The sequence below is a fragment of the Dehalobacter restrictus DSM 9455 genome (assembly GCF_000512895.1).
In the GTDB taxonomy this organism is placed as follows: Bacteria; Bacillota; Desulfitobacteriia; order Desulfitobacteriales; family Syntrophobotulaceae; genus Dehalobacter; species Dehalobacter restrictus.
Genome location: NZ_CP007033.1, coordinates 1,148,448 through 1,160,000 on the forward strand (window position 1 = coordinate 1,148,448; position 11,553 = coordinate 1,160,000).

Annotated in this window: 9 protein-coding genes and 14 tRNA genes (1 of these 23 cut by a window edge); 20 read left to right on the top strand and 3 right to left on the bottom strand. The window is 46.2% G+C overall.

Annotated elements, in window-relative coordinates; genetic code table 11:
- The first annotated feature begins 100 nt into the window (after positions 1-100).
- The 19 genes from dapG (at position 101) to DEHRE_RS05560 (ending at position 6,746) form a co-directional block, all read left to right on the top strand.
- A complete protein-coding gene (gene dapG, locus DEHRE_RS05475) occupies positions 101-1,327 on the top strand; it encodes an aspartate kinase (RefSeq protein ID WP_019226754.1) in 1,227 nt (408 codons plus the stop codon).
- Positions 1,328-1,363: 36 nt separating this feature from the next.
- On the top strand, positions 1,364-2,248 hold the full coding sequence (dapA, locus tag DEHRE_RS05480) for a 4-hydroxy-tetrahydrodipicolinate synthase (protein ID WP_019226755.1): 885 nt from the start codon (positions 1,364-1,366) through the stop codon (positions 2,246-2,248).
- 371 nt (positions 2,249-2,619) lie between these two features.
- Complete coding sequence (locus tag DEHRE_RS05485; RefSeq protein WP_019226756.1) at positions 2,620-4,284, top strand: ribonuclease J; 1,665 nt, start codon at positions 2,620-2,622, stop codon at positions 4,282-4,284.
- An 85-nt stretch (positions 4,285-4,369) separates the two neighbouring features.
- Positions 4,370-4,445, top strand: a tRNA-Glu gene (locus DEHRE_RS05490).
- Between the two features lie 43 nt (positions 4,446-4,488).
- Positions 4,489-4,564 (top strand) — tRNA-Val (locus DEHRE_RS05495).
- 151 nt (positions 4,565-4,715) lie between these two features.
- A tRNA-Asp gene (locus DEHRE_RS05500) sits at positions 4,716-4,792 on the top strand.
- A 35-nt stretch (positions 4,793-4,827) separates the two neighbouring features.
- Positions 4,828-4,902, top strand: a tRNA-Gln gene (locus DEHRE_RS05505).
- Between the two features lie 3 nt (positions 4,903-4,905).
- Positions 4,906-4,981 (top strand) — tRNA-Lys (locus DEHRE_RS05510).
- Between the two features lie 19 nt (positions 4,982-5,000).
- A tRNA-Lys gene (locus tag DEHRE_RS05515) sits at positions 5,001-5,076 on the top strand.
- Between the two features lie 8 nt (positions 5,077-5,084).
- Positions 5,085-5,159 (top strand) — tRNA-Gly (locus DEHRE_RS05520).
- A 9-nt stretch (positions 5,160-5,168) separates the two neighbouring features.
- A tRNA-Arg gene (locus tag DEHRE_RS05525) sits at positions 5,169-5,245 on the top strand.
- A gap of 18 nt (positions 5,246-5,263) precedes the next feature.
- A tRNA-Thr gene (locus DEHRE_RS05530) sits at positions 5,264-5,339 on the top strand.
- A gap of 7 nt (positions 5,340-5,346) precedes the next feature.
- Positions 5,347-5,431 (top strand) — tRNA-Leu (locus DEHRE_RS05535).
- 13 nt (positions 5,432-5,444) lie between these two features.
- Positions 5,445-5,535: transfer RNA gene (locus tag DEHRE_RS05540), tRNA-Ser, on the top strand.
- Positions 5,536-5,541: 6 nt separating this feature from the next.
- A tRNA-Asn gene (locus tag DEHRE_RS05545) sits at positions 5,542-5,616 on the top strand.
- Between the two features lies 1 nt (position 5,617).
- Positions 5,618-5,694 (top strand) — tRNA-Ile (locus DEHRE_RS05550).
- 5 nt (positions 5,695-5,699) lie between these two features.
- A tRNA-Gly gene (locus DEHRE_RS05555) sits at positions 5,700-5,773 on the top strand.
- A gap of 444 nt (positions 5,774-6,217) precedes the next feature.
- Complete coding sequence (locus tag DEHRE_RS14385; protein WP_019226757.1) at positions 6,218-6,409, top strand: hypothetical protein; 192 nt, start codon at positions 6,218-6,220, stop codon at positions 6,407-6,409.
- A complete protein-coding gene (locus tag DEHRE_RS05560) occupies positions 6,396-6,746 on the top strand; it encodes a hypothetical protein (RefSeq protein ID WP_019226758.1) in 351 nt (116 codons plus the stop codon). Before DEHRE_RS14385 ends, DEHRE_RS05560 begins: the two co-directional genes overlap by 14 nt.
- A gap of 177 nt (positions 6,747-6,923) precedes the next feature.
- Here DEHRE_RS05560 and DEHRE_RS05565 read toward each other — a convergent pair whose 3' ends face one another.
- Positions 6,924-8,000, bottom strand: a complete 1,077-nt coding sequence (locus DEHRE_RS05565; protein ID WP_025205428.1) for a type IV pilus twitching motility protein PilT — start codon at positions 7,998-8,000, stop codon at positions 6,924-6,926.
- Between the two features lie 35 nt (positions 8,001-8,035).
- Positions 8,036-9,715 carry a GspE/PulE family protein gene (locus DEHRE_RS05570; protein ID WP_019226760.1) on the bottom strand — a complete coding sequence of 560 codons (1,680 nt, stop codon included), beginning with the start codon at positions 9,713-9,715 and terminating at the stop codon, positions 8,036-8,038.
- 147 nt (positions 9,716-9,862) lie between these two features.
- Between DEHRE_RS05570 and DEHRE_RS05575 the strand changes: the two genes are divergently transcribed.
- Positions 9,863-10,528: a prepilin peptidase gene (locus DEHRE_RS05575; protein ID WP_019226761.1), complete on the top strand. Its 666-nt coding sequence runs from the start codon at positions 9,863-9,865 to the stop codon at positions 10,526-10,528.
- Positions 10,529-10,884: 356 nt separating this feature from the next.
- Here DEHRE_RS05575 and DEHRE_RS05580 read toward each other — a convergent pair whose 3' ends face one another.
- Positions 10,885-11,553, bottom strand: the 3' portion of a protein-coding gene (locus tag DEHRE_RS05580) for a helix-turn-helix domain-containing protein (protein ID WP_025205429.1). 648 nt of this gene lie beyond the right edge of the window; the window shows 669 of its 1,317 coding nt (coding positions 649-1,317); its start codon lies off the right edge, out of view; the stop codon is at positions 10,885-10,887.

The following is an 11,553-nucleotide window of genomic DNA, read 5'->3' on the forward strand; positions in this document are numbered from 1 at the left end:
TAACGGATAAGATTAAAAGATAAGAAAACATAGACGTTATAATAATAAGGAAAGCAAAATTCAAGACAAGTTAAGAAAATTAGAGGAAGGAGAAATTACCTTGCGTATATTGGTTCAAAAATTTGGCGGAACTTCCCTGGCCAATCCGGAAAGAAGAGCGCAGGTCGCTGCTAAGGTTTCCGAGGCTATTAATCAAGGGTTTTCGCCTGTGGTTGTTGTTTCTGCAATCGGGCGTTCGGGAGATCCCTATGCGACCGATACGCTGATTAAGATGGTTTCAAGCATTTATTCCGAAGTGCCCAAAAGAGAAATGGATTTACTCTTAAGTTGCGGGGAAATCATTTCCGGCAGCATTATGGTTAGCACGCTGCAGGGTCTGGGGTTGGAAGCTGTTCTTTTAACGGGTGGACAGGCCGGCATTATCACCAACAGCAGTTTTGGCGATGCAAGAATTGTCAGAATCGAACCGGAAAATATCCTGGAGCAGCTGAAAGAAGGCAAGGTTGTCGTCATTACGGGCTTCCAAGGTATGACCGAAAACGGACAAATTACAACCCTGGGCAGAGGCGGAAGCGACACAACGGCTTGTTCGATTGGTGTCGCACTAAATGCTGAAGCAATTGATATTTATACGGACGTCGAAGGTATTATGACCGCAGACCCCCGGATCGTTCAGGACGCCAAAATCCTTGACGTGATCACCTATAATGATATCTGCCATCTGGCGCATCAGGGAGCCAAAGTCATCCATCCGCGCGCCGTGGAAATCGCGATGCAGAAGAATATCCCATTGCGGGTAAAATGTACGTTTTCCGATGCTCCAGGAACGCTGGTCACCAATGTTCAGCCCGACCTCGCGGAGGGTTCGGACATGATCGGCGACAGGATTATTACAGGGATTGCACATACCCCGAATGTCACCCAGATCAAGATCCACGTTCAAGAAGAAGAAAATAAACCCAAAGCGATCACCAAAATATTCAAGGGGATGGCTTTAGCGGATATTAGTGTCGATTTCATCAGCGTTCAACCAGAAACTGTCCTGTATACAGTTCGTGATGAGCTGGCAAAGAAAGCCGTCAATATTTTAAAGAATCTGGGTTTCAACCCTGAATCCGCGCCAGGATGCGCCAAAATTGCGCTCGTCGGCGGGGGAATTGCCGATGTGCCCGGTGTCATGGCCAATATGGCAGAAGCACTTGCTGAGAGCGGCATTGAGATTCTTCAGTCCGCTGACTCTCATACCACGATCTGGGTACTTGTCAAAAAAGAACATATGGTTCCGGCTGTGCAGTCTTTGCACAAAAAATTTGAGCTTGGTATTTGACAGCCAGGCATAAAATAGTTTATGGAGGAAAGAGAAATGTTTGGCAGCGTTTTAACCGCTATGGTGACACCATTTAACGATAAGCTGGAGATCGATTATCCTGCGGCCGCAATACTGGCCAGATATTTGGTTGAAAACGGCACAGAAGGGATCGTCGTAGCCGGAACAACCGGTGAGAGCCCTAATCTGACCGGTGAAGAAAAGCTTAACCTTTTTACGACGGTGAAAGAAGCAGTTGGGGATACGTGTAAAGTCATTGCAGGCGTGGGTACCTATTCCACGCGTGAAAGCGTTGAACTTGCTGAAAAAGTCTCAAACCAGCTCGATGGCATTATGGCAGTGGTTCCGTATTACAGCAAACCTTCCCAGGAAGGTCTTTATGAGCATTTTAAAGCCATCGCAGCGGCCACAGACCTGCCTGTGATGCTTTATAACATACCAGGAAGGACAGTCATCAACCTTCTTCCTTCTACAGTCGCCAAACTAGCTGGAATCTCAAATATTGTCTGCATTAAAGAAGCAGCAGGATCGATGGACCAGGTCAGTGAACTGAAAAAGGAACTGTCTTCGACCTTTGCGATTTATTCGGGCGATGATTCATTGACCTTGCCGATGCTGTCTCTAGGCGGGGCAGGGATCGTAAGTGTCGCTTCTCATCTGATCGGTACCCAGATGCAAAAAATGGTTGCTGCGTTTAAGGCCGGCGATATGGAGAAAGCTTTAAAATGGCATCTGCTGTTGTTCCCAATCTTTAAAGGGATGTTCGTGGCAACAAATCCAGTGCCTGTGAAGTATCTGCTGAATGAAGTCGGCATCAAAGCCGGGGGCTACCGGTTGCCTATCGTTGGCCCGACCCAGACGGAACAGGCTTCCTTAAAAGAATTGCTCACGAATATCCGAAATCTGCCTGAAGAGGTCTGACCTTAGAAATTACTTTCAGATAAAACTAAAAGTAAAAGCAAAAAATTAAAACTTTGGTTATGCCGAAGTTTTAGTTTTATTCGCGAATGGGCAACAATAATGTTGGAAGCTGTTCACCCAGCTTGCATATCTGATATTCAGGTACTATAATAAATCTAATGGTGTTGTACGGCTAACCGAATAACGGAATCAAAGAAACCAAGAGGTATTTTTACCTGTTTCTATTTTTGTTTGTGTTTTTTGTTGTAGTCTTTTTTTATCCTGCTCAGATACTTCGGGGTATCTCCTTGTTTCCTTATGCTGACAAATTAATAGGATTGAAATTGAAATTAATAAAGTAAAATATATATAAATTGATGGAGGTATTGCCTTTGCCAAAAGAACACAAACTGCAAATTATCCCTTTAGGCGGATTGGGTGAAATCGGGAAAAACATGACGCTGATAAAGTATGACAACCAGATGATCATGATTGATGCCGGTATGGCTTTCCCTGAAGATGACATGCCCGGAATTGATCTGGTCATCCCTGACTATTCCTATGTCATCGAAAACAAGGACATGCTGCTCGGGATTATGGTGACCCATGGTCATGAAGATCATATCGGCACATTCCCCTATCTTCTGAAGGACATAGACGCGCCTGTATTTGCGCCAAAACTTACCTTGGGACTGATCCAGGCCAAATTAAAGGAGTGCAATGTCAACCGGTTTAAATCGACTGTCGTCAATCCTGGAGAGAGTATCAAGCTTGGCGTTTTTAAAATTGATTTTATCCGGGTCAACCACAGCATACCTGATTCTGTGAGTCTGGCTATCCATACACCCCTCGGTGTGATCGTCCATACCGGAGATTTTAAACTGGATCATACCCCCGTTACATCGGAGATCCTAGATATTTATAAATTCTCCGAATTGGGTGAAAAAGGCGTACTCTGCTTAATGTCCGACAGCACGAATGTAGAAAGGCCTGGTTTTACGATGTCGGAGAGAGTGGTCGGACAGATGTTCGACGATGTATTCCGCACCGCCAAGGAAAGAATCATTTTAGCCAGCTTTGCTTCGAATATCCATCGCGTGCAGCAGGTCATCACCGCTGCTTTCAAAACGAACAGGAAGGTTGCCATTGTCGGCAGGAGCATGCAGAATTACGCCTCAATCGCTGCTGAATATGGCTATCTGATCATTCCAGAAGGAACGCTGGTCGATGTAGAAGAGGTTCTCCAGCTGCCACCGAATCAGGTCTGTATTATTACAACAGGGAGTCAGGGGGAACCGATGTCGGCACTTTCCCGCATGGCTTCCAGCGACCATAAACAGGTCGAGATCCTGCCAGGTGATACGGTGATTATCTCCGCGAGTCCGATTCCGGGAAATGAGAAATCGGTGGCCCGAACCATCGATCAGTTGTTTAAACTCGGCGCCAATGTGATCCACGAACAAGCATCAGGCGTCCATGTTTCCGGTCATGGCAGTCAGGAAGAATTAAAGATGATGCTGAATATGGTAAGACCGCAGTATTTTGTGCCTGTGCACGGTGAGTACCGCATGCTGATTAAGCATGGCCAGATTGCCGAACAGCTTGGAATTTCGCATAAAAATATTTTTATTGCCGAAAATGGAAGTGTCATTGAGTTCACCAGAAATGGAGCAGGTATCGCCGGGAAAGTGCCATCCGGCAGAATTTTAGTGGACGGGCTTGGTGTAGGGGACGTCGGCAATATTGTGCTGCGCGACCGCAAACAGCTGTCTCAGGACGGTATTTTAATCGTAGTTATTGCGCTGAGCCGTTCCACCAATGAAATTGTTGCCGGGCCTGATATTGTGACCAGGGGATTCGTCTATGTCAGAGAATCCGAGACAATGCTGGATGAGGCTAAAGAGAAAATCAGACAGACCACCGAACGCTGCATCGAGAACGGTATTATTGAATGGGTCACACTCAAAAATCAGATTAAAGACGTTCTAGGCAAGCATCTGTATGAAAAAACGAAAAGAAAACCGGTCATCCTGCCAATCATTCAGGAAGTGAAATAAGTTCAACAAGTTCGAACATTTTTTTCCTAAACGGGTTGACAATGTTTTCGCATTTAGCTATACTATCAAATGTTCTCGCAATTTTGGCCCGTTGGTCAAGCGGCCTAAGACACCGCCCTTTCACGGCGGTAACACGGGTTCGAATCCCGTACGGGTCACCATTTAAAATCCGACGTTCGTGGTTTTTCCTCGAACATCAGATAAGGGCGATTAGCTCAGCTGGGAGAGCGCCTGCCTTACAAGCAGGATGTCGGCAGTTCGATCCTGTCATCGCCCACCAAACTCGAAGTTCGAAGTTCGAGGCGCGAAGCTTGAAAAAGCATATTAAGATATTGCTTGAAGAGCGGAAGGTACGGACTGAACATCGGGAAACTTACTGCTGAGGAATACGAAGGTTCGAATATCGAACGTCGTGCCTCGAATATCGAATTGGCCCCGTAGCTTAGTGGTTTAAAGCGCCTGCCTGTCACGCAGGAGATCGTCGGTTCAAATCCGATCGGGGTCGCCATAATTTATCAAATTACGAATCCATCCTGAAACCGATGGGGTGTCGCCAAGCGGTAAGGCACCAGACTTTGACTCTGGCATACGTTGGTTCGAATCCAGCCACCCCAGCCAGACGGGTCATTAGCTCAGCTGGTAGAGCACCTGACTCTTAATCAGGGTGTCCAGGGTTCGAGCCCCTGATGGCCCACCATCAAAACAATATTATTTCCGAGCCATTAGCTCAGTCGGTAGAGCATCTGACTTTTAATCAGGGTGTCCCGCGTTCGAGTCGCGGATGGCTCACCATCTATCATGCGGGTGTAACTCAGTGGTAGAGTGTCACCTTGCCAAGGTGAAAGTCGCGAGTTCGAATCTCGTCACCCGCTCCAAAAAAATATGCGCTCGTAGCTCAGCTGGATAGAGCGTCTGACTACGAATCAGAAGGCCGGGGGTTCGAATCCCTCCGAGCGCACCATTGTTCCAGAAGGCATTCGCCGTTATAGCTCAGTAGGTAGAGCGTATCCTTGGTAAGGATAAGGTCACCGGTTCAATCCCGGTTAACGGCTCCAGTTTTATGCGGGAGTGGCGGAATTGGCAGACGCGCACGTTTGAGGGGCGTGTGGTTAACACCGTGCGGGTTCAAGTCCCGCCTTCCGCACCAATCAGTAGTTTACGGAGAAGTACTCAAGTGGCTGAAGAGGACGGTTTGCTAAACCGTTAGAGTGGGTAACTGCTGCGAGGGTTCAAATCCCTCCTTCTCCGCCAGCATATTCCTCGATAGCTCAACGGTAGAGCAATCGGCTGTTAACCGATAGGTTGCTGGTTCGAATCCAGCTCGGGGAGCCATGGCAGGGTAGCCAAGTGGTCTAAGGCAAGCGGTTCATACCCGCTCATCCGAGGGTTCAAATCCCCCCCCTGCTACCAAACATGCGGGTGTAACTCAATGGTAGAGTGCCAGCCTTCCAAGCTGGTTACGTGGGTTCGATTCCCATCACCCGCTCCAAAGAAAATAAAATCCTGCGCGACCGCGCAGGATTTTTTTATGGAGCGGGTGATGGGGATCGAACAGGCAGCGCCGCACCTTGCCCATGGCATCACGGCATTAGGCCACCCGTGGCCGTCAAATGCGACCTATGGAAGCATTTTCCCACCCCGGCGTGATAGCGAGCGAATTGGCAGAGGCCAATTCGCGAAGCGGAGCGATTCCCATCACCCGCGGAGTTGAGGTATGAAGTAGTAAATAAGAATGAAGAGAACACCAGAAGTATAATTTGTCAAGATTTTGTCAATGACAATTTGAGAAAAATATTACAATTTATGTTATTTAGTAGTATAATTAAAACGTATTTTTATTTCTAAAAATAAAATATAAGATAAGCGAATAAATGTAAAAAATATGTAAAAATAATGTAAATTAAATGTAAAATATAGCAGAGGGAGTGGAAATATGCCTCTATATTCGTATGTTGCTAAAGATTTTTCCGGCCAGAGATCGACAGGCGTTCTGGAAGCCGATAGTATTCAGAACTTTTACCGCCAGCTCAAAGAGCGACAGCTTTTTTGCATTGAAGTCAGTGAAAGGAAATCTGATTTTCAGCAGGTATTATTAGGAGCTGAAACATATCGTGCTTTATCATGACGATCAGATCATGGTTCTTGATTTTGGACAATTCGGTATCTTAAATCTGAAAGAGATGGCCGAATATTCCTGGTTGATGGAAAAATCAACACTGGAAATGGAGCTTGAAACCCTGCAGAAAGAGGAAGAACTTCGCTTGATTCACAGGAAGACAGATATCGAGGCCAGAGACGTTATCATTGAAGAAAAAAGTTCAGATATTCTGGTTTTAAATCTTACAGGAGTTGGTAAGCTATATGTTGCGGAGCTAATGGGGGAACTGCTCCGCAGGGGTGAAGAGATCTGGCCGGTCAAGTTCAAGCATGCGATATCCCGCTTTCGGGAAAAGATCTATTAATAGGTGATCTCCCCATAGATGATATACTTAATTGTGAAAGAAACGCCCTGCCCGGAATATTTCTTATACTCCGAACAGGGCGCTTTATTTTATTGCTTTATAACGCGACTGTTTGCACCATGGATGGCGCAACAGTCGAAGAGCGGATAGCACCATGCCGTAAGCCCCTATTTCAACTTAGAATATAAACGGCTGATCAAGATACTTCGAGAACAACTCAGGATTCACGCATCTTAAGTTAGCTTCCTCAAGGGTTACCATCTTCCGCTTAACCAGATTCGCCAGAGAATAATCCATCGGGGCCATACCCGCTTTGATGCCAGTCTGGATGACCGTATCAATCTGGTGGGTCTTGCCTTCACGGATCATATTCCGGACAGCGTCATTGACGATGAGAGCTTCCATCGCTGCAACACGTCCGGTACCATCCATAGTAGGCAGCAGCTGCTGGCAGATAATGCCCTGAAGAACAGATGCCAACTGAACTTTAATTTGCTGCAGTTGATTCGGCGGAAAAACATCGATGATCCGGTCAATGGTAGTCGCTGCGGATGAAGTATGGAGGGTGGACAAGACCAAGTGGCCTGTTTCTGAAGCCATCAGGGCCGTGTTGATCGTCTCAAGGTCGCGCATTTCACCGACCAAGATAACATCGGGGTCTTCACGCAGTGCAGACCGTAAAGCATCTGCAAAGGCATGGGTATCGTCACCAATCTCACGCTGGTTTATCATACATTGATTATGGGCATGCAAATATTCGATCGGGTCTTCGATGGTAATGACGTGACTGTTGCGGTGCGTATTCATATGGCGCACCATGGCAGCAAGGGTAGTGGATTTACCGGAACCGGTCGGACCCGTGACCAGGATCAGACCTCTGGGTTTCATTGCGAGGTCTTTCAGGATATCAGGCAGTCCCAGCTCGTTAATACTTGGAATATCCGGAACAATGACCCTGATCGCGGCCGCCAGGCTTTTTCGCTGGCTGTAGACGTTAACCCTGAAACGGCTGATACCAGGGATCGTATAGGAAAAGTCAACTTCTCCCTTTTGCTGCAAACGGTTTTTCACGGGTTCATCCATTAGTTCATCAACAAGCTCTTTGGTGTCCAACGGAGACAAATACTTGGCATTTGCCATCGGAGTCAAGATACCATTGATTCTGAACATTGGGGGAAGACCGGTTGTGATGTGGAGGTCAGAAGCTTTAAGTTCCAATGACATTAAAAGTAAGTCCCTGATATTTAGATTCATACAAACACTCCTCAACATAAATAGATTTGATCGGTCTATTCAATACTATAGGTTACTTTTAATAATTCTTCCGTGGTGGTGGTTCCGTCCAGAACCAGACGGGTACAGGTATCACGCAGGGAAATATAGCCGAAACGGCCGGCAATATGTCTTATTTGATCAGGAGTTACTCCCCGATTAACCATCTCGCGGATATCCTTGTTGATCGGAATGATTTCATGGATGGCGGTTCGACCGGAATAACCGGTGTAATTACAGGCAGGACATCCGGTCCCCTTGTAAAGGGGCTGGGGTTCGCGCAGTTTCAGCAGCATCATTTCGGCATGTTCCGGCCGGTATGAAGTTTTGCATTTTGGACAGATTTTGCGGACAAGTCTTTGAGCCATTAGGCCGACAACAGCGGAAGAAACAAGATAAGATTCAATTCCCATATCGACTAGCCGGATAATCGAGGAAGCTGCATCGTTGGTGTGGATAGTGCTTAAGACCAGGTGGCCGGTGATGGCTGAACGGATCGCAATCTGGGCTGTTTCCGAGTCGCGGATCTCCCCAATCATGATAATGTCGGGGTCCTGACGCAGAATCGACCGCAGTCCCGAGGCAAAAGTCAGGCCAGCTTTGGTATTGACTTGGACCTGATTGATCCCATCCATCCGGTATTCAACAGGGTCTTCTACGGTGATGATATTGACAGTTGGTTTATTCAATTCTCGCATGACTGCGTAAAGTGTCGTCGTTTTTCCGGAACCGGTGGGGCCAGAAACAAGGATGATCCCATTTGGACTTTTGATGATCCGGTCAAACAGCTCAAGATTTTCAGCAGTAAAGCCTAGCTCAGATTTGGTATAGGTACTGTTTCTCATTCCGAGCACGCGGATAACTATCTTTTCTCCGTGGACTGTTGGAAGTATGGAAAGCCTGAGGTCAACGTTATTGCCGTCAATGCTGACTTCAATTCTGCCGTCCTGGGGTAGGCGCTTCTCAGCAATATCCATTTGCCCCATGATCTTAATTCTGGTGACGATGGCCTGGTGGGCCGCTTTAGATGTTTTCATGGCTTCCTGAAGTTCTCCGTCTATCCGGTAGCGGATCCGCATTTCATTGTCAGACGGTTCAATATGGATGTCACTGGCATTTGTCTTGATGGCATGCTGAATCACGGAATTAACCAGTCTTACGACAGGGGCATTCGTCACCTCATCGCCAAACTGATCGTCAATTCCGGAGAAATCAACAAGGTCATACGTTTGTTTCAGTTCTTCAATCGCTTTTTCGGCGCTTTCCTTGCCATAATAGCGCTCGATCGCATTCATGATATCCGACGCGGTAGCCATGGCTGGCTTGACATCAAGCCGGGTTGCCCGTTTGACATCATCGATCGCATAAAAGTCCAGCGGGTCGACCATGGCAACGATCAGCACATTATTTTCCTTCTTGATCGGTATCAAGGAATGCTTTCTGACCATTCCTTCCGTAATCAGTCCCGTAGCAAGAGGATCAATCGGAGTTTCACCTAGATCATAGTAAGGAATATGATATTGAAATTCCAGCACTTTGAGTAGCTGTTTTTCCGTAATAGATTTCGTTTCAATAAGGATCTCGCCCAGTTTTTTAGAAGTTTTGGACTGCATTTCCAAAGCATCTTCGAGCTGCTTAGCAGTAATCACCTCTGATTCAACTAAAAGCTGTCCCAGTTTTCGCATCGTTTCCGGCATTTTTTTCTCCAATTTAATTATTTATATTTTGTCTATTTTAATTTATTGTATTATAGTGTAAATCAAAAATAAAGAAAAATTGCTAATATTTACAAATCCTGCGAATTTAGATACCCTAAGGGAAGAAAGATTAAAGGAGTGTTTGAGATGGAAACGTTTTTTATGGAACATGTTTGGCTGGTCTATTTGGGATTATTTATTGTCGGGCTTGCTGCCGGAAAATTTTTGAAAATATTAATTAGAAGAAACATGGAAGAAGAGCACAGAGATTTCCCATCCAAACCGGTCGTGGAAATCCTGAATGCGCTGCTGTACTGTGCTTTATTCTGGAAATACGGTTTTTCTCTAGAAACATTGAGTTTTCTGATTTTTGGCTCGATCCTTTTACTCATTGCGTTCATTGATTTTAAGACCATGCTGATCCCAAACTGGAGCGTTCTCCTGATTCTGGTTCTGGGTATTTTGTTTGCTTTCTTCAATCAGGATGTCTCCTGGCTGGAGAGGCTGATTGGCTTCTTTGGAGCTGGATTGGGTTTGCTGCTGATCTATATATTCTCGAGAGGCGGCATAGGCGGCGGAGATATCAAGCTGATGGCCGCAGCAGGCTTTTTCCTAGGCTGGAAACTAACGTTTTGGGCAATGCTTGTCGGTTCAATCATCGGCGGAGTCTTTGGGGTGATTATCCTGGTCAGCGGCAAAGGACAATTAAAGACTGCAATCCCATATGGACCGTTTTTAGTGATAGGTATCATAGGAAGCATTCTTTTTGGCAACGAAATGATTTCGTGGTATTGGAGTTTATTAATACGCTAAATTGTTTTATTATTTTTTACATTAGATGTATTGTTGTATTTTTGCCGCAAATAATAAGAAAATGCGAAAAATAACTGGCGATAAATTCTTTGGTGAGCGGTCAAAGTAAATGCAACCTTTGACAGAGTAAATATAGTGGGGTTTCATTGAGTCTGTCAAAATACTGGGAATAACAGGTATAGTACCTGTTAAAAATAGCCGATTCAGATTATATGGAGCGAAAATCTGCCAGCCGAGTTCTAAAAAAGAGTATACTAATAAAAGGGGTACCCGGAAACCGTTTTTCGGACAGAGTAACCGCGTCCCCCTGATCAGGATCGGTATGGATGTGTTCTGCGGGTTAAATGATACTGAAATTATTTTTTCAAAAGCGACGGCTTCAGCAGGATTTCATTAGCAGGAATCCTGCTGATTCTCAGCTTTTTAAGGACATCATCGTATCCGTAGATGAAGTTAAACACATCCAACGGCGATTTGTCGCCCAGTTTCTCCCTGGAATAGGAGTTGATATGCGACATCATAAGGTCAATATCCCCTTGGCACAGGGCGTCAAACGATGTGCCTTTGGGCAATATTTTCCTAATGAACTCGTGGTTCAACTCCACGTTGGGCTTCTGGTATGATGCGAATGGGTCGCAGTAGTACAGCCGCGTCCTGCGGCGGCCCTGTGCATCATACTCCAAAGCTTTCGGGTTTGAAAACTCTGAACCGTTGTCAGCGAGGCAAACGGAAAGAAGGCGGCTGAACACCTCTCTGCTAAGAGTTTCGTCTAGGCAGTTGAAGACGTCGATAACGGACTGGGAGGTATTGCGTTCCCTGATGAAGGCCAGCATCAAGTCACAGGACTTGAACATCATCGTGAGCAGGACCTTTCCACCGACACGCCCGATAACTGAATCTATCTCAACGACCGGAGCGTCTGATGCTTCCGTAAAGGCCAGGAAGTCGGCGTAGGTGCGGCCAAGCCTGCAGGTGCTGTCGATTTTATGCTCCACCGTTTTGGTTTTTCTGGGCTTAAGGCGGCA

Coding starts and splice junctions, on each gene's coding strand:
- DEHRE_RS05570 (WP_019226760.1), bottom strand. CDS start 9,715: ATGCCGGAAACGATGCGAAAACTGGGACAGCTTTTAGTTGAATCAGAG.
- DEHRE_RS05575 (WP_019226761.1), top strand. CDS start 9,863: ATGGAAACGTTTTTTATGGAACATGTTTGGCTGGTCTATTTGGGATTA.
- dapA (WP_019226755.1), top strand. CDS start 1,364: ATGTTTGGCAGCGTTTTAACCGCTATGGTGACACCATTTAACGATAAG.
- DEHRE_RS05565 (WP_025205428.1), bottom strand. CDS start 8,000: ATGAATCTAAATATCAGGGACTTACTTTTAATGTCATTGGAACTTAAA.
- DEHRE_RS14385 (WP_019226757.1), top strand. CDS start 6,218: ATGCCTCTATATTCGTATGTTGCTAAAGATTTTTCCGGCCAGAGATCG.